The sequence below is a fragment of the Halorubrum gandharaense genome (genome assembly GCF_054654575.1).
The window spans coordinates 353,859-371,370 of record NZ_BAAIET010000001.1 but is presented as its reverse complement, the minus strand read 5'-3'; the positions used below and the strand labels follow the sequence as shown (position 1 = coordinate 371,370).

Sequence of the window (17,512 nt, the reverse complement as noted above, 5' to 3'; positions counted from 1 at the left end):
GGATACGGGCTACGTCCCGTCGTCCGCCACCGGGAGCCGCACGCGAACCAGGTTGCCGTCGTCCGTTCTGTCGAACTCGATACTTCCGTCGGAGAGGTCGATGACCCAGTACACTAACCAGAGGCCGAGCCCGCTGCTGTGGTACACCTCGCTCATCTCGTCGTCTCCGGTGAGGATCCGATAGTCGTAGTCCGGGATGGGTGGGTTGTGGTCCTCGAACGTCAACACGACCTCGTTACCGTCTCGGTGGCCGGAGATCCTGATCCACGGCGAGTCCTCCGTCGCGTGTTCGACGGCGTTCTCGACGAGTTCGCCGACCGCGACCTCAAGATCCGGGCGGGTTCGAGCAGCCAGACCCTCGGGAACGTCGACCTCGATCGTCGCCGTCGTTCCCGGTTCGTCCTCCTCGAACCGTTCGACCGCGTGCTCGATCACGGACGCGAGATCAAGCCGTCGGGACCCGGAGTTGTCGGTGAGAATGCGGTTGATCGTCCGCTGTTTCTCCGCTTTTTCCAGGAGTCCTTCTCCCACGTTGCGGATGACGCGTGCACACTCGTCGAGGTCGTCGGCGGAAACCGGTCCCTCCAGATCCCCGGTTTCGTCGGCGTATCCGACGATCTTGTTGAGGTCGTTCCGGAGGTTGTGCCGGAGCACGGTGTCGATGACGGCGAGCTGCCGTTCCCGCCGGCGGCGGTCGCTCACGTCACGCGTGAAGCCGGCGATTCGCGTTACCTCGCCGTCGTCGACGATCGGCTGTCCCTGCACCCAAACCCACCGATTGTAGTTCTGTCGAGCGTTCACTCGATATTCGATGTCGACCGGCTCGCCGGCCGACAGTCGGTCCATCGCCTCCGCGACCCGCGGACGGTCCTCCGGATGAACTGCCTCCAGGAACGCGGTCGGATCTCCCTCGATCTGCTCGACGGGCTGGCCGTACACCGTCTCATAAGCGGGATTGGCGAACAGCAGCTCCGACCAGTCGCCGTTGAACATCCAGAGCACGTCGTCGGTCGCCCCGGCGATCGCCGACAGCTGGCGAGCCGTCTCGTCGCGCTCACGTTCGGCCTCGACGCGGTCGGTCACGTCCCGCGAGCTGATCACGTAACCGTCGAACGACGGAACGGCGACGTTCGAGAACCGGCTCTCCATGTGGACGTACGACCCGTCGGCGCACCGGTGCCGGTACTCGACGGTCGCTGCGGCATACTCCTCGTCGCTGGCGACCGTCTCCACGAACACCTCACGGACGTGTTCGACATCGTCCGGATGGATGTAGTTGAAGGCGTTCTCGCCGACGAGTTCCTCGGGCGTGTAGCCGAGGATCTCCTCCGTTGCGGCATTGAGATAGCGAAACGCTCCCGTCCGGTCGAGCACGACGACCTTGTCGCGAGTGTAATCGAGCAGGATCCCCGGCGGCTCGTCGTCGTCCGACCCGTCGTGGCCGTCGACCCCGCTTCCCGAGGATGCAGGCACCATGTGGGTCACCGTAGCACGCACGGAGGCAAGTATGTGCCGACCCGACCACCGGATCGCGGGCGAACGGACAAGGAAGACGAAATCAGCGGCCGTCCGACGTTTTCAGCATAATTCGAGGTGGAGCCTCCGACCTCAAGGAGCGAGTGTAGCGAGCGAGTAGGTCGGAGAGGGAACCGACTAAGGACGACGCAACCGCACGACGGTAGCTATCCGACTCCCGAGATTATAAGAACCGTCAAGTAGTAATCTGAAACATGGAGGTGCGTCGAACTGCGCCGGTCAAACTCGTCGTTCCCGATGAGCGGCGCGACGACCTCCACGAATCCGCGCGACAGTTCCTTCACTGCACGAACCGTGCTGCCGAGTTCTGTTGGGACGACCGCTCCTACGCGAACTGCGTTACGGCGAACACGACCGCACGGGACGCACTCTACGCGGAGCTGCGGGAGGAAACTGACCTTACCGCGAACCTCGTTCAAGAGGCCATCCGACGTGCCGTCCAAGCGACGAAAGGATGCGTCGAACGGTGGAAACAGGGCAAGCGCGTGAGCCAACCGGAGTTCACTTCGTGGAGCATGGTCTACGACAAGCGAAGCGCAACGTTCTACCGCGACCGCGTATCCCTCTCGACCGTCAACGGGCGCATTGAGTGCGAGTTTGAACTCCCCGCGGACAGCCCGACGCCATACGAGCAGTACGTTCTCTCGGAGGACTACGAGTTCCGAGCAAGCACACTCCAATACGACAAGGCGACCGACGAGTTCTACTTCCACATCACGACGCGGAAGTACGATTCGGACGATGACGAGGTTTCGGAAGATACTGAGCACCAAACAGTCCTCGGTATCGACCTCGGCGTCAACAGCCTCGCAGTAGCTTCAACCGGTACGTTCTGGCAGGGGAACGATTACGATCATTGGTGCCGCGAGTTCGAGAAGCGGCGTGGTGAGATGCAACAGCGCGGCACGCAAGCCGCGCACAACGCCCTGCTTCGCCTTGGCAAGCGCGAAGAAGCATGGCGGAAACAGTACATCCACACGATCGCCAACGAGATCGTTTCGGAAGCCGTCGAGAACAGATGCGACGTGATCGTGTTCGAGGACCTAACGGACATCCGCAAGCGGCTTCCGCAGGCGAAGTGGCACCACATCTGGGCGTTTCGACGCCTTGCCGAGTACGTCGGGTACAAAGCTCCCGAACAGGGCGTCTCCGTGGAGCAAGTCGCGCCGAACCACACGTCCCAACGCTGTTCTCGGACGGACTGTGGGTTCACGCATGAGGACAACCGCCACGGAGAACACTTCGAGTGCCAGAAGTGCGGCTACGAGGTGAACGCAGACTACAATGCAGCGAAGAATATCGGGGTACGCTACGCCCGGAAGCGGAAACACAGACTCCGTTCCTCGCCCACGTCGGGGAGCGGAGACGCACCAGTAGACGTGCGTGTGAATGGTGGGATGTTGAACGGCGAGAGTTACCAGCCTATTGCTGGTGACTGATTGCCGGGAGTCCACATCAAAGCCCCACCCTCAAGGACTGAGGCGCGTATGCGCCGAAGGAGTAGGGTGGGGTAGTTTACGCGCCCTCCTCCAACCGCTCATAGCGCCGTTCGAACTGACCCTGACAGGAGTCACAACAGAAGTGGTACAGCGTGCCGTCGATCCGCGCTGACTCGCCTTCCGCGGTCACCGCGTTCCCGCAGACCACGCAGTCGACGGCGAGGTCGGCGTCGCCGAGCGCGGGCGTCCAGTCGTGGCGCTCCACCACCTGCACGTCCACGTTCGTGAGTCGCTCCAGCCCCACGGCGTCGTCGAGCAGCGTCCGCACGCCGTCGGCCGGCGCGCGGAGCGTGCAGACGACCTCGCCGTCGGCCGTCAGGAAGGCGTGCTCGACGCCCTCGTGACCGGCGAGTTCCTCGTGGACGCCGGTCGCCTCCGCGGGCGGCACGCCGAGCGTCACCAGCGCGTCCAGCCCGGCGGCGAGCTTCCTGTCGTCGACCCGGAGCGTGAACCCCTCGATGACGCCAACCTCCAGGAGCCGCTCGACGCGGTCCGACACCGCCGGCCCCGAGAGGTCGACGTGCTCAGCGATCTCGCTGAACGGCCGGCGGGCGTCCGCGAGCAGTAGCCGGAGTATCTCACGGTCCGTCTCGTCGAGGGTGCGCATATCCACTCTTCCGCCCGATCCGGCATAAGGCCCGGGGTGGAAGAATCAGTGCGCACCGGCGACCCCGTCCGTGACGCTCGACCGACTCCGTCCACAACCCACATGACCGAGCACCCGATTTGTTCGGTTATGGTAACCGCCCAAGTCGAGGGAATGGCGCGTGGCGGCTGTGAGAAGCACGTGACCGACGCGCTCGGCGACCTCGCGGGCGTCGAGTTGGCAAGCGCCGACCACGAGAACGGCACCGCCACGGTGGAGGGTGATGTCGACATCGACGTTGACGCCGTGCTCGACGCGATCGAGGCCGCCGGCTACGACGCGAGCGCCTGACACGGCGGGGACCGTGCGAAACCCGACAGCGGCCGGTCGTTCGGGCACTTCTCAGTGCCAGGTGCTGTGAGTGCTTAGAGTCGTTCCACAACCGCGTCCGTAACTTCCTCGGTCGTCGCGCTCCCACCAAGATCCCCAGTCCGCGGCCCGTCGGAGAGCACGCCCTCGACGGCGTCGCGAACCTGCTGGCCCTCCTCGACGTAGCCGAGATACTCCAGCAGCATCGCCGCGGACAGGATCGCCGCCGTCGGGTTGGCGACGCCCTCGCCGGCGATGTCGGGTGCAGTGCCGTGCACCGGCTCGAACAGCGCGTTGTCGTGGCCGACGTTCGCGGACGGGAGCAGGCCGAGCCCGCCGACGAGCCCGGCTGCGAGGTCCGAGAGGAGATCGCCCGCGAGGTTCCCACAGACCACGACGCTGTACTGGCTCGGGTCGAGCGGGAGCTTCGTGGCGAACGCGTCGATCAGCTCCTCGTCGGCGTCGACGCCGCGCTCGGCAGCCACGTCGAGCACCTCCTTCCGGAAGCGCCCGTCCGTCTCGCGCATCACGTTTGCCTTGTGGGCGACGGTGAACCCCTCGTCGGGATCGCCGGAGGGGCCGCGCCCGTCCTCGACGAAGTCGCAGGCGAACTCCGCGAGCTCGCGGGAGGCGGAGGAGGTGACCACGCGCGTCAGAGTCGAGAGGTCCTCGCTCAGCCGGTCCTCGTGACCGGAGTAGACGCCCTCGGTGTTCTCTCGGAGGAAAACCACGTCCGTCTCCGGGCGGACGGCGTCGACGCCGGGGTACGCCTTTGCCGGACGGATGTTGACGAACGAGCCGACGGCCTCCCGCAATGGGAGGATCACGTCGGCCGCCGTCTCGCCTGCCGCGCCGAACAGGGTGGCGTCGGCGCCGGCGACCGCCGCGTACGTCTCCTCGGGGAGCGCGGTGCCGGTCGCTTCCTCGACCGCGTCGCCCGCGTCCGCCTCGACGTAGTCGAAGCCGTCGACGGCGTCGCTTTCGGCCGCGACCGCGTCGAGCACGTCGACCGCGGCCGGGACGACCTCCTGTCCGATGCCGTCACCCTCGATGACGACGATTTCGTCCGCCATTCAGTCGTCACCCGCCCCGGTCGCGTCGCCGGCGTCGCCGTTGTCGCTGCCATCGCTCGCTGCGGGGATGTGGTCGTCGGGGACGTACGGGAGCGACCGCGCAGTCGCCTTGACGGCCCCCTGGTTCGCGTTCATCAGCGCCGTGGTGTCCCAGACGCCCTCCACGAGCGCCTTCCGCTGGGCCTCGCTCACGTCGGCGTCGATCGTCGTCTCGCCGTAGGTGATCGTCTCGTTCTCGACGTCGATGTCGATGTCGGCGTCCGGATTCTCCTCGACGAAGTCCTGAAGCGCGACGATCTCGTCCTCGTCGGCCGTGACGGTCGGGATACCCAGCGCGAGGCAGTTCCCCGCGAAGATCTCCGCGAACGACTCGCCGACGACGGCGTCGATCCCCCAGCGCATCAGCGCCTGCGGGGCGTGTTCACGCGAGGAGCCGCAGCCGAAGTTGGCGTTGACGACCAGCAGATTCGCGCCCTGATACTGCTCCTCGTTGAACGGGTGCTCCTTCTCGTTGTCCTCGTCGTCGAACCGCTGGTCGAAGAAGGCGAACTGGCCAAGCCCGTCGAAGGTGACGACCTTCATAAAGCGGGCCGGGATGATCTGGTCAGTGTCGATGTCGTTGCCCCGGATCGGAATCCCGGTTCCCGACACGTCCGTCACCTTCTCTGCGGGGGCTTCGCCGCCGGCGAACTGCGAGTGGTCCACGTCGGTCATGCGACGGTCACCTCCGTCAGTTCGCGAACGTCAGTGACCTCGCCGGTCACCGCCGCCGCCGCGACCATGATCGGGCTCATCAGCACGGTTCGACCGTCCTTCGAGCCCTGTCGGCCGACGAAGTTCCGGTTGGAGGAGGAGGCGCTCGCCTCGTCACCCACCAGCTGGTCGTCGTTCATGCCGAGACACATCGAACAGCCTGGCTCGCGCCAGTCGAAGCCGGCTTCGCGGAACACCTCGTCGAGGCCCTCCTCGATCGCCGCGCGCTGGACGCGCTGGCTGCCGGGAACGACCATCGCGCGCACGTCGTCCGCAACCTCGCGGCCCTTCACGACCTCGGCGGCCTCACGCAGGTCCTTCAGCCGGGCGTTCGTACAGGAGCCGAGGAACGCCACGTCAATGTCGTATCCCTCCATCGTCTCGCCAGGCTCGACGCGCATGTGCTTCTGTGCACGTCGGGCGGTGTCCTGCTTGTCAGCCGGAAGCGACTCCGGCTCCGGAATCGGCTCCGTGATGCCGATCCCCTGGCCGGGCGTCGTCCCCCACGTGACGGTCGGCTCGATCGCCGACCCGTCGATGGTGACCACGTCGTCGTACTCGGCGTCGTCGTCCGACGCGATCAACTCCCAGTACGGCTTCAGTCGCTCGAACTTCTCGGGGTCGTCCTCGAAAGCGTCCGTCTCCCGCAGCCACTCGTAGGTGGTCTCGTCGGGGTTGACGTAGCCCGCGCGGGCGCCGCCCTCGATCGACATGTTGCAGATCGACATCCGCCCCTCCATCCCGAGGCTCTCGATCGCCTCGCCGGCGTACTCGTACACGTGGCCGACGCCGCCGTCGGTGCCGAGCTTCCGGATGATGGTGAGGATGACGTCCTTCGCGGTGACACCCTCGCCGAGCTCGCCGGTGACCTCGATCTTGCGCACCTTCTGTTTCTCCATCGCGACGCAGCCGGTCGCGAGCACGTCGCGGATCTGTGAGGTCCCGATCCCGAACGCCAGCGCGCCGAACGCGCCGTGCGTCGAGGTGTGAGAGTCTCCACAGACGATCGTCATCCCGGGCTGGGTGAGCCCCTGCTCCGGGCCGATGACGTGGACGATCCCCTGGTCGCCGGAGTCGGGATCCGAAAATTCGATGCCTGCATCGCGGACGTTCTCCTCCAGCTCCGCCATCATGTTCTCGGCCGCCTCGTCCGCGTAGGGGCGGTCGCGGTCGTCCGTCGGGATGATGTGGTCGACGGTCGCGTGCGTCCGCTTCGGGAACGCCACCGGCTGGTCGCGCTCCTCCAGCATCCCGAACGCCTGCGGGCTCGTCACCTCGTGGACGAGATGGAGGCCGACGAACAGCTGGTCCTGTCCGGTCGGCAGCTCCGTCACCTTGTGTCGGTCCCACACCTTGTCGTAGAGGGTGCCCTGGCTCATACGTCGTCACCTCTCTCGGCGGACGCCGGCTCGTCGTCGGTGCCCCCGGACTCCCCGTCGCCGGGGGAGTCGACGCCGCGCGCCCACACGTCGTTCACGTCCTCGTTCGGAGGCGTGTGGTCCACGTCGCCCATCGTGGACCCGTCGTCGTCGGTTCGGTCGTCCTCCGCCGGTCGCATCAGGCCTTCACCTCGGCCGTCTCCTCGTCGTCCTCCGTCTCGTCGTCCTCCTGCCAGGAGAACAGTCCGCGGAGCTCCTCGCCGACTTCCTCGATCTCGTGGTTCTTCTCGGCATCGCGGAGCTGTTCGTAGTTGGGGCGGCCGGCCTGGTTCTCGACGATCCACTCGCGGGCGAAGGTTCCGTCCTGGACTTTCTCCAGCACTTCCTCCATGTTCTCGCGGGCGTGCTCGTCGACGACCACGTCGCCCTGCGTGAGCCCGCCGTACTCCGCCGTGTCCGAGACGGAGTCCCACATGCCGCCGAGCCCGTCCTCGTACATCAGGTCGACGATGAGCTTCAGCTCGTTCAGACACTCGAAGTACGCCATCTCCGGCGAGTACCCGGCGTCGACCAGCGTCTCGTACCCCTGCTTCACCAGCGAGGTGACGCCGCCACAGAGGACGGCCTGCTCACCGAACAGGTCGGTCTCGGTCTCCTCGCGGAACGAGGTCTCCACGACGCCGGCGCGCGCACAGCCGATCGCGGCGGCGTACGCCAGTCCGCGCTCGGTCGCGTTGCCAGTCGTGTCCTGGTAGACGGCGAGCAGCCCGGGTGTCCCCTCGTCGTTCTCGTAATTGCGGCGGACGAGGTGGCCCGGCGACTTGGGGGCAACCATCGTCACGTCCACGTCCTCTGGCGGTCGGATCTGGTTGTAGTGGATGTTGAAGCCGTGTGCGAACTGGAGCGTGTCGCCGGCCTCCAGGTTGGGCTCGATGGCGTTCTCGTACACGTCGGGCTGGACGGTGTCGGGCACGAGCACGCTCACCACGTCGGCCTGCGCGACCGCCTCGCCGGGCGTCGCCACGCGGAGCCCGTCACTCTCGGCGGCGTCCCACGAGGAGGAGTCCTCTCGGAGCCCGACGACCACGTCCACGCCGGAGTCGTTGAGGTTCTGTGCGTGCGCGTGGCCCTGTGAGCCGTAGCCCAGTACGGCCACGGTTTCGTTCGCGAGGTAGCTCGGGTCGGCGTCGTCGTCGTAGTATACGGTCGATTCGAACGTCTGAGTGTCGTCGTCTGTCATTGTGATCAGTTGGATTCGGGGGTGGTCGGTTCGCCGGCGGTGCCGGGTTTCTCTCCGGGTGCAGTGGGGGTGTCGCCGCGCGCCAGCGCGGTCTGTCCGGTCCGAGCGATCTCGATGATGCCGAACTGGTCGAAGGCGTCGAGCGCGTCGTCGATCGTCGACTCGTCGCCGGTGAGCTGGACGGTGATCGTCCTGGGGCCGGCGTCGAGCGTCTGTCCGCCGTACATCTCGGTGACTGCGTGCACTTTGTCCGGCTCCTCGCCGTGCACCTTGAGCAGGACGAGCTCGCGGGTGACCGCGTTACCGGACACCTCGCCGACCGAGATGACCGGCTTCAGCTTCGCCATCTGCTTTTCGATCTGGTCGATGCCGGGGTCCGTCTCCTCGACGACCATCGTGATCCGCGAGTGGCTCTCGACGGTCGTCGGCCCGACCGTGAGGCTCTCGATGTTGAACTGCCGTCGGGAGACGAGTCCCGAAACGCGCGCCAACACCCCCGGCTCGTTCTCGACGAGCGCGGAGAGAACCGCGCGACGCGGCTCGTGTTCCGCCTCCACGACGGGGTCGATGCGGTTGCCCTCCAGGTTGCGCCGTCCCTCGGGATGGGGGCGCTCCTCGGGTGCCGGGCCGGGTGCCGTCTCCGCGCCGGAGCCGTCCGTCCGCTGGCGGCCTGCGGGGCGCTCGCCGACGGGGTCACGGAACCGGTCGTTGGGCGTCTCGCCGCTCATAGCTGGTCCTCCGCGGTGGCGAATCGGCCGTTGGCGCCACCGCTCGGCACCATCGGCAGCACGTTCTCCTGCGGGTCGACGTGGAAGTCGATCACCGCCGGTCCCTCGTAGGCGAGCGCCTCCTCGACGGCGGGCGCCACCTCGTCGTAGGCGTCGACGCGGAAGCCGGCCGCGCCGAACGCCTCCGCGAGCTTGTCGAACTCGGGCATCCAGTTGTACTCCGACGCCATGTGTCGCCCCTCGAAGAAGGCGTCCTGCCACTGCCGAACCATGCCGATGTACTCGTTGTTGAGCACGGCGACGGTGATGTCGAGGTTCTCGCGGACGGCGACCGACAGCTCCTGGAGCGTCATCAAGAAGGAGCCGTCGCCGTCGAAGCACACCACGTCCGTCTCCTCGTCGCCGCGGGCGTCCAGCGCCATCCGGGCGCCGACCGCGGCGGGGAGACCGTACCCCATCGTCCCCAGGCCGTGCGAGGAGACCCACGTGCGGGGCTCCCGGTACGTCCAGAACTGGGCGGCCCACATCTGGTGTTGGCCGACGCCCGTCGTCACGACGGTGTCGTCGGCGGTCGCCTCGTCGAACGCCTCGACGACGAACTGCGGCTTCAGCGGCTCGTCCTCGGGCGTCGCGTACGTGAGCGGGTACGTCTCCGTCCACTCGTCACACTGCTCGCGCCACTCCGCCGCGTCGGGCGCCTCGGTGACGGCCGCCGTCAGCTGGTCCAGCACGGTGCCCGCGTCACCGATCAGCGGATAATCCGCGTAGACGTTCTTGGAGATCTCCGCGGGGTCGATGTCGACGTGAACGACCTCCGCCTCCGGCGCGAACGTGTCGATGCCGCCGGTCAGCCGGTCGTCGAACCGGGTGCCGACCGCGATGAGGCAGTCGGTGTGGGTGATCGCCATGTTGGCGTAGCCGGTGCCGTGCATCCCCGCCCACGAGAGACAGAGGTCGTCGTCCTCGGGGAACGACCCGATGCCGGGCATCGTCGTCACCACGGGAATCCCGTAGGTGCGTGCGAAGGTCCGCGCCTCCGCACTCGCCTCGGCTTTGATTACGCCGCCGCCGAACAGACAGAGGGGACGCTCGGCCTCCTCGATGGCACGTGCCGCCTCCTCGACCGCCTCGGCGTCGGCGCTCGGCGACGGATCGGTGCCGGCGGGCGGTTCCGCGGGACCGGGCGTCTCCTCAGTGTCGTCGAGCGTCACGTCCTTCGGCAGGTCCACGAGCGTGGGGCCGGGGCGTCCGACGCCAGCGAGCGCGAACGCCTCGCCCACCATGTCACCCACGGTGTCGGCGTCGCTCGCGAAGTAGTTGTGTTTCGTGACCGGACGGGTGACGCCAACCGTGTCCGTCTCCTGGAAGGCGTCGTTGCCCACGAACTCCGTGGGCACCTGTCCGGTTAACGCCAACATCGCGTCGCTGTCCATGTCGGCGTCGGCGATGCCGGTGACGAGGTTGGTCGCGCCGGGGCCGGACGTGGCCAGACAGAGCCCGGGCTCGCCGGCGACGACGCCATAGGCGTCGGCCGCGTGGGCGGCACCCTGCTCGTGGGCCATCGTCACGTGCCGGATCGAGGAGTCGTACAGTGCGTCGTAGACGGGCATGATCGCCCCGCCCTGCACGCCGAAGGCGGTCTCCGCGCCGGCGGCCTCCAGCGCGGCGACGACCGACTCCGAACCGGTGGTGACGCCGCCGGGGCGGGACGATCCGCCGTCGGATGGGCCGTCACCGCCGTCGTGGGATCGGCCCTCGGCGGCGTCTTGCTCGTCGTCTCGTTGCTGTGTCGCGGTGTCGCTCATGTGATGTGTGGGATCGGTGTTGGTCGAGGTCGTCTCGGTCTGAACGCCGAGCGCTCGGCGGCAACACGGCCGCTTTGCTGGCGTTCGTCGATACGTCGGGTCGGAGAGGAAGGGATAGTGTAGGGGATTATACCCCTACAATGATCGTGGCGACGGCTCCCGACGCGGCGTGCGGATCGCGGCGTGCGGTGTGCCGTCGCATCTCGTTCGACCGATCGGGTTCGACCTATAAATCCCTGTCGAGGGCCGCAACCATTGCAACGATCCGTCGACGCGACCCGGGTGGTCGCCGACGATCCGTGAGATCCGGACCGTTTCGGTTGCGAACGCCGTCGCTGGCTGTCGGAAGCGGCCACGGGGTGGGCCATTACGTCGTGACCTCCCCTTCACGGCGAACGTCGGCTTCGCGGGCGAAGCGCTCGACGTCGCCGGCGGTCACCTGCCGCTTGCCGGAGCCGTACTCCTTGACGCGACGGGTCACCTCCCGTACCTGGCTCTCGGTCGGGTCGTACCCGGCTTCCACGAGGTGTTTGCGTACCGCGTGGGTGCCGGTGTGTTTGCCCAACACGAACTCGCGCTCGGCGCCGACCATCTCCGGGGTCATCACGCCGGGCTCGAACGTCTCGGCGTTCTCGATGACGCCGGCCGCGTGGATGCCCGACTCGTGGGCGAACGCGTTCCGGCCCGTCACCGGTTTGTTCGCCGGCACCGGGATGTCCGAGGCGTCCTCGACGATCCGGGCCAGCTCCGTGATCTGGGTGGTGTCGATGCCGGTGTCGACGCCGTACACCGACTCCACCGCCATCACGACCTCCTCGTAGGCGGCGTTGCCGGCGCGCTCGCCGATGCCGTTCACCGAGACCTGCGCCTGGTGGGCGCCGTTCTCGAAGCCCATGACCGCGTTGGCGGCGGCCATGCCGAAGTCGTCGTGGGTGTGGACGTCGACGCGCGCGTCGGTCGCCTCCACGACCGCCTTCACCGTCTGTCCGAAGCTGGTCGGCATCCCGACGCCACAGGTGTCGGGAATGTTGATCCAGTCGGTGCCGGCGTCGCTGACGGCCTCGACGATGTCGATCAGGTACTCCGGATCCGTCCGGGTTGCGTCCATCGGCGAGAACATGCACTCGACGCCGGCGTCTTTTACCTGCTCGACGGCGTCGACCGCACGCTCCTTCGCCTCGGCGCGGGTCGCGTGCATCGAGTCCTCCAGCTGCACGTCGCTGGTGGAGACGAACACGTGGACCATCTCCACGCCCGCATCGATGGCTGCCTCGATGTCGCCCTCGACGACGCGGGCGAGTCCGCAGACGGTCGTGTCCGTCGCGGCGGCGATATCGCTCACGGCCTCGAACTCCGCGTCGGAGTTCACCGGGAACCCGGCCTCGATGACGTGGGTGCCCATGTCGTCCAGTCGCGCCGCTATGCGGCGCTTCTCGTCGTAGCTGAACGACGTCCGTGGTGACTGTTCGCCGTCTCGTAACGTCGTGTCGAAGATCCGGACAGGACCGATATCGATGTTAGAAGCTATCGTGCCCTGGAAGAACTCGACCCGCCGGGGTGTCCGACGAATCCTCCGTGATGTCTGTCATCGACTCACACCAATGGGGATATGAACTTAAACCTTCCGCCGACCGGCAGAAGATGCCAGATCGACGCCCACACCGCTACGTGGGAAACACGCAGAATCGACAGACATCGACGCGTTGAGTATTCCTTATATGCTTAATATGTGGTTTGGTCGGGTCCCCCTGATTTTGTTTCGGAACGCCATTCATATGCCGGCTGGACGTTCTTTCACCGGAGTCGCGCGACTCGCGCGCGCCGCCGACCGCGGGACCCCGCGCCGACGCCGTCGCCGGCGCGCCGGCGGTCGCCGCCCTCCACTTATAAGCCCACGGCGACCGCAGCGTTCGACATGGAGATCGGACTCACTGTCGGTGCGGAAGTCGGTGCCGTCGAGCGGTCCCCGTCGGAGTTCGCGTTCGTGGAACTCGGAATCGGCGCGGGAAGCCTGCCGCCGTCGTCGATCGACTCCGACCGGCTGGACGCCGCGCTCGGCGACCGCGACCTGCTCGTCCACCTCCCGTACGACCAGCTGCTGACGAGCTACGCGCCGGAGATCAACGACGCGATCGTCACGTACCAGTGCCGACTGCTTGAGGAGGTGGCCGGCCTCGGCGCCAAAAAGGCCGTCCTCCACGCCACCTCCGCCGATCGTGACGACGTGGAGTTCAGAGACACCGCCGCCGAACAGCTCCGGCGAGTCGCCGACGCCGGACGCGATGTGGGCGTTGAGGTCGTCGTCGAGAACGTCGGCCACCAGCACAAGGGGCTCCAGCTCTCCGTGCTGGGCGACATCGCCCGAGAGACGGACACGCCGGTCTGTTTCGACGTGGGCCACGCCTACATGGAGGGGGGCAACGACGCGATCAAGCGGTTCCTCCGGAGCCACGCCGACCGCGTCTCACACCTCCACCTCCACGACGTGCGCCGCCGCGGCGACACCCACATCCCGGTCGGCGCCGGCGAGGTGGACTACGACCTCGTGAGCCAGGAGCTCGCCGGCTTCGACGGTACCGCCGCGCTCGAGGTGTTCACGGAGGACGCCGGCCTCCTCCGCGACTCCGCGGACCGGGTCGCCGACCACCTCGGCGGCGAGCGATAAACGCGCTTCCCGGTCGCTCCGCCGAAGTCAGATCCGCCGGAAGTCCCCGAGTCGCGTGCCGTCGAGGAGGTACGCCTCGCCCGCCGCGAGGCCCTCGGGGAGGAACGGTGCGAGAAACGACTGCCCGGCGACGTTCACCCACGTCCCGCCCGACCGATCGTTGAACGCCGGGAAGACGACGAGCTCGGGGTCGTTCCACGGCAGGGCCGCCGGCTCGACGCCGAGCCCGTCGGCCACCCGATCCCGGTCCAACGGGCCGCGCAGCCACGCACGCTCCGTCCGCGATCCGCCGACCGAATCCTCCAACCGGACCTGCGGGTGCTCGTGGCCCATACACACCGTTTCGGCCGCGAACACGTCCGGCTCCGGCCAGGTGTGCCCGTGGACGACGCCGACGGCGCCGTCGCCGAGCCGCGCACCACCGGTGCCGACCACGTCCAGGTCGTCGGCGAACGCGTCGGCGACGCCCGCGTCGTGATTCCCCTCGACCAGCGTGAGCGGAACCCGGTCGGTGACGGCGTCGATCAGCCGCTCCAGCTCCGCGCGCTCGTCGCCTTCGGGCGCCGCGATCCGGTGAGCAAGATCACCGAGCACGACCAGTCGATCGGCGTCGGTCTCCGCGAGCACCCCCAACAGTCGATCGCGACGCTCGTCGGCGGCGCTGTCGAGTTCGACCCCGCGCTCGTATCGGAGTCCGACCTCGATCCCGGCATGGATGTCGGCCACGCAGAGTGCGCGCTCCTCACCGAGGTCGGCGACCGCCGCCGGCGCCCCGGGGACGGGCTCGACGCGCGCCATCAGATCGCCTTGAGCGTCCCCTCGCCGGGTTCGTAACACTTCCCGCTCATCAGCGCGTCCTGGATCGCGTCCTCGACGTCGCTCGCGTCGACGCCGTACTCCGAGACGACCGCGTCGACGACCGTTTCGCGGTCGGCGCCGTCGCCCTCGTCGAGCGACTCCATCGTCTCCACGACCAGCGCGTCGAGGTCGTCGAGGTCGACGCCGTCCGCGGCATCCTCCGCGGACTCCGCGGCGTCCGCCGCGTCTTCGGCGTCGGCCGCGGCAGCCGCCTCGGCTTCGACGTCGTCCGGCTCCGCCTCGTCGTCCGCTGGTTCACCAGCGCTCCCCGGCTCCGACTTCTCACGCTCCGCGAGGTCGTCGGCGTCGGGAACGTCGATGTCGGCCTCGCCCGGCTCCTCGACCTCGGAGCCGGTCGAGAAGTCCGTCCCGAACTCCGACTCGATCTGCTCGCGCTCCTCGTCGTCCATCTCGTACATCTCGTCCGTCGCGGCCGCCTCGGTGTCAGCCGCGGTGGACACGTCGGCCGGCGCCTCATCCTCGGCCGTTTCCGCCGAGTCGTCCGCGTCACTTCCAGCACCGTCGTCGAAGTCGCCGAGGCCGGCGGCCTCGCTGGCACCATCCTCCGCGTCGAAGTCGCCGAGTCCTTCATCTTCGGTCGTCGTCGAGGCGGGTTCGGGCTCCGGTTCAGATTCTGATTCAGGCTCCGGTTCAGATTCTGATTCAGGCTCCGGTTCAGATTCTGATTCAGGCTCCGGTTCAGGTTCGGTCTCTCCGCCGGTTTCCGGCTCGTCGGCCTCCGTCTCGTCGGTCTCCGGCTCTTCAGCCGCCGATTTTGCAGGCTCGGATTCGGCGGATTCCGTCTCTGCGCCCGCTTCTTCCGCCGTCGTCTCCGGTTCGGCTGCGGGCTCCGTCGTCTTCTCCTCCACCTCGCTCGGAGGTGCCACGGCATCGGCCGCGACGGTCACGTCCGTCTCCGGAAGCGGGCCGACCGAGACGTGGCCGCCCTCGTCGGGCGCGACCTCCGGCGTCCGGACCTCGTCGCGCTCGCCGGCGACGAGCTCCAGCGCATCGACCGCCATCTGCCGAACCGCCTCGACGTACGCGGGCGAGGTGCGGTAGTGGTCGAGCGCGAGCGGGATTCCGGCAGCGAGGGAGGCGGGCGCACCGCCGGCCTCCAGCGCGGTTCGCAGGTCGTCGCCGCGCAGGTCCGACTCCTGCGCCTTCCGGAACACGGCGAGCCGGTCGAGCGTGTTCTCCGCGGCCGAGACGGCCCACCGGTCGCGCGTGTCGGCGTCGACCTCGTTGATGCTCTCCGGGCGCACGGAGGTGAACACGCGGTCGGAGTCGTCGGGCTCGAACGTCCGCGCTTTCCCGGTGAGCGCGACGAACGCGGGCGGGTCAGCGCGCTCGAGGAACGCCTGCTCGTCCGGCTGGTACTGGCCCGCGTAGGTGACGAACGGACCCGTGGGGTCGACGACGCGCCCGCGGCGAGTATCGTCGTTGATCCGCTCGACTTCGGTGAGCACGCCGGCGACGAACAGCCGGTTCACCCGGGCGCCGGTCGGCATCACGACGTAGTTGGGCGCACGCTCCTCGTCGCTCTCGGAGTACGAGAGCGAGGCGTCGTCGAACTCCGCGGCGAACACCCGGTGGGCAACCTCCCGAGCGCCGGGGCCGTCGTCGCTCATTCGGCCACCTCCGTGGCGTCGGCGGCTTCACCGGTTGTCCCGTCTCCCTCCAGCGTCGCGAGCACCTCACGGGCGGACTCGGCGGGATCCTCGTCCGCGAGCTCGAACTCGTCGGCGTCGAGGTTCGCCCCGTAGTCGTCGACCGAGAGGTTCCCCCGCACGCGGTAGGCGTTTCCGACGAGCGTGTCGGCGATCTCGTCGGCGACGACCTCCTTGTCCATGGCGTCTTTGGCCGCCGACAGCGCCTTCTCCAAGCCGCCGCCGTACACCTCCGCGGTGAGCTCGTCGTCGAGGACGACCGTGACGGTGTCCGTCCCGTCGTCGAGGATGGCCTTCACTCGCAGGTCGTCTTCACCCTCCACTTCGCCGTGGCTTCGGCACTGTCCGCCCTGCACGACGCGGCTACATTCGGGACAGCGTTCGATAAGGCCGGACCCGTCGCGCACTTCCAGCACGTTGCCGACGACCTCCACGTCGAACATCCCGCCGGAGGCGACGGCTTCGGCGACCGAGAGCCGGGGCGCCTCGTCGGCGACCTCGACGGCGTCCGGCAGCGGCGTCACCTGTGTGAACTCCGTGAGGTTGATCGAGGGGACGCCGCGGAACTCGCGGACGTACACGTCCTCGATCCGCAGGTCGGCGCCCTCCTCGACCTCCGCACGCGGATTCCAGTCCGTGAAGGGGAGCTTGGCGGTCTCGTCGCCGAGCACGCCCTCCAGAATCTCGGTTTCGCCGTCGCGTCCGGAGATCGTCTTCTCGTCGACCTCCAGCACGCGCACCTCGACGTTGCGCCCGCGATCGCCCGGTCGGATGTCGACGAGGTCGCGGTCGCCGCCGACGGTCGCGTCGACGTCGAGCCCCTCGTCGGCCATGGCAACCGTGGTGGAGTCGTTGAGGTTGAGCTCCGGTTCGCCGTCCCACTCGCGGACGCCGGCATTACCGATCGTGAGGGTGTCGCCGGGCTCGAACCCGAAATCCTGCCAGGCCGTGTAGGAGATGGTACCCGTTTCGTCGGCCAGCTCCCCCTCGCGGATCGTCAGGTCATCTCCCTGATAGCGGATCGTCCGTGTACCGGCGGTAAGCACCTTCACGGTCACCGTCACGTTGCCGTGGTCCGTGGTGATCTCGTCGAGGTCGACGGAATCGGGGGTTGGCGATGAGCCGCCGCCACCGCCGCCGTGTTTCCGGCGAACGCTCTGTTTGGCCTCGTCGATCGGAACGCTGTACTCCAGTAGGTTCTGCAGGTCGGCTGTGACCTCCTCTTTGTCAACACCGAGGTCGGAGGCGAGTTCCTCAGCGTGGCTGTTAACGTCCATCGGTTGCGGATTCGGCGTCACCGCACAAAAGGGTTCACCCGTGCGTCCGCTGCAGCCACGGAACCCGCTTTGCA

General features: G+C 67.7%; 16 protein-coding genes. 3 read left to right on the top strand and 13 right to left on the bottom strand.

Translation table 11 applies throughout. The annotated features are described in order from the left end of the window. Window positions 1-9 precede the first annotated feature (9 nt). Window positions 10-1,476: a PAS domain S-box protein gene (locus tag ACYQ07_RS01840; RefSeq protein ID WP_459876561.1), complete on the bottom strand. Its 1,467-nt coding sequence runs from the start codon at window positions 1,474-1,476 to the stop codon at window positions 10-12. A gap of 254 nt (window positions 1,477-1,730) precedes the next feature. On the opposite strand from ACYQ07_RS01840, the gene ACYQ07_RS01835 reads away from it, so the two are divergent. Continuing rightward, the gene (locus ACYQ07_RS01835) at window positions 1,731-2,975 is read left to right on the top strand and encodes an RNA-guided endonuclease InsQ/TnpB family protein (protein ID WP_459876558.1); all 1,245 of its coding nucleotides are present in this window, start codon (window positions 1,731-1,733) and stop codon (window positions 2,973-2,975) included. A 76-nt stretch (window positions 2,976-3,051) separates the two neighbouring features. On the opposite strand, the gene ACYQ07_RS01830 is transcribed toward ACYQ07_RS01835, so the two are convergent. Beyond that, entirely contained in the window at window positions 3,052-3,642 is a 591-nt protein-coding gene (locus ACYQ07_RS01830) for an AsnC family transcriptional regulator (protein WP_459876556.1), read from the bottom strand. 129 nt (window positions 3,643-3,771) lie between these two features. On the opposite strand from ACYQ07_RS01830, the gene ACYQ07_RS01825 reads away from it, so the two are divergent. After that, on the top strand, window positions 3,772-3,972 hold the full coding sequence (locus tag ACYQ07_RS01825; RefSeq protein WP_459876553.1) for a heavy-metal-associated domain-containing protein: 201 nt from the start codon (window positions 3,772-3,774) through the stop codon (window positions 3,970-3,972). Between the two features lie 74 nt (window positions 3,973-4,046). Here the strand turns inward: ACYQ07_RS01825 and ACYQ07_RS01820 are convergent, their stop codons facing one another. The 8 genes from ACYQ07_RS01820 to ACYQ07_RS01785 form a co-directional block, all read right to left on the bottom strand. Beyond that, window positions 4,047-5,063 (bottom strand): isocitrate/isopropylmalate dehydrogenase family protein, encoded by a 1,017-nt coding sequence (locus ACYQ07_RS01820; RefSeq protein ID WP_459876551.1) that lies wholly within the window; start codon window positions 5,061-5,063, stop codon window positions 4,047-4,049. After that, window positions 5,064-5,777, bottom strand: coding sequence for a 3-isopropylmalate dehydratase small subunit (gene leuD / locus ACYQ07_RS01815; protein ID WP_459876548.1), 714 nt, complete (start codon window positions 5,775-5,777; stop codon window positions 5,064-5,066). It lies immediately after the preceding gene. Continuing rightward, window positions 5,774-7,195, bottom strand: coding sequence for a 3-isopropylmalate dehydratase large subunit (gene leuC, locus ACYQ07_RS01810; RefSeq protein WP_459876545.1), 1,422 nt, complete (start codon window positions 7,193-7,195; stop codon window positions 5,774-5,776). Before leuC ends, leuD begins: the two co-directional genes overlap by 4 nt. Then, on the bottom strand, window positions 7,192-7,374 hold the full coding sequence (locus ACYQ07_RS01805) for a DUF7989 family protein (protein WP_459876542.1): 183 nt from the start codon (window positions 7,372-7,374) through the stop codon (window positions 7,192-7,194). Before ACYQ07_RS01805 ends, leuC begins: the two co-directional genes overlap by 4 nt. After that, window positions 7,374-8,435, bottom strand: a complete 1,062-nt coding sequence (gene ilvC / locus ACYQ07_RS01800) for a ketol-acid reductoisomerase (RefSeq protein WP_459876540.1) — start codon at window positions 8,433-8,435, stop codon at window positions 7,374-7,376. Before ilvC ends, ACYQ07_RS01805 begins: the two co-directional genes overlap by 1 nt. Before the next feature lie 5 nt (window positions 8,436-8,440). Next, window positions 8,441-9,163 (bottom strand): acetolactate synthase small subunit, encoded by a 723-nt coding sequence (ilvN, locus tag ACYQ07_RS01795; protein WP_459876537.1) that lies wholly within the window; start codon window positions 9,161-9,163, stop codon window positions 8,441-8,443. Continuing rightward, window positions 9,160-10,968 carry a biosynthetic-type acetolactate synthase large subunit gene (gene ilvB / locus ACYQ07_RS01790; RefSeq protein ID WP_459876534.1) on the bottom strand — a complete coding sequence of 603 codons (1,809 nt, stop codon included), beginning with the start codon at window positions 10,966-10,968 and terminating at the stop codon, window positions 9,160-9,162. The genes ilvN and ilvB overlap by 4 nt, the downstream gene beginning before the upstream one ends. A gap of 367 nt (window positions 10,969-11,335) precedes the next feature. After that, window positions 11,336-12,538: a LeuA family protein gene (locus tag ACYQ07_RS01785; RefSeq protein ID WP_459880189.1), complete on the bottom strand. Its 1,203-nt coding sequence runs from the start codon at window positions 12,536-12,538 to the stop codon at window positions 11,336-11,338. 345 nt (window positions 12,539-12,883) lie between these two features. On the opposite strand from ACYQ07_RS01785, the gene ACYQ07_RS01780 reads away from it, so the two are divergent. Then, entirely contained in the window at window positions 12,884-13,633 is a 750-nt protein-coding gene (locus tag ACYQ07_RS01780) for a sugar phosphate isomerase/epimerase family protein (RefSeq protein WP_459876531.1), read from the top strand. A gap of 27 nt (window positions 13,634-13,660) precedes the next feature. Here ACYQ07_RS01780 and ACYQ07_RS01775 read toward each other — a convergent pair whose 3' ends face one another. Genes ACYQ07_RS01775 through ACYQ07_RS01765 form a run of 3 tightly spaced genes read right to left on the bottom strand, consistent with a single transcriptional unit; the run spans window position 13,661 to window position 17,438 of the window. Further along, a complete protein-coding gene (locus ACYQ07_RS01775; protein ID WP_459876528.1) occupies window positions 13,661-14,431 on the bottom strand; it encodes a metallophosphoesterase in 771 nt (256 codons plus the stop codon). Beyond that, complete coding sequence (locus ACYQ07_RS01770; protein ID WP_459876526.1) at window positions 14,431-16,122, bottom strand: hypothetical protein; 1,692 nt, start codon at window positions 16,120-16,122, stop codon at window positions 14,431-14,433. Before ACYQ07_RS01770 ends, ACYQ07_RS01775 begins: the two co-directional genes overlap by 1 nt. Continuing rightward, on the bottom strand, window positions 16,119-17,438 hold the full coding sequence (locus tag ACYQ07_RS01765) for a Single-stranded DNA binding protein (RefSeq protein WP_459876523.1): 1,320 nt from the start codon (window positions 17,436-17,438) through the stop codon (window positions 16,119-16,121). Before ACYQ07_RS01765 ends, ACYQ07_RS01770 begins: the two co-directional genes overlap by 4 nt. Between the last annotated feature and the right edge of the window lie 74 nt (window positions 17,439-17,512).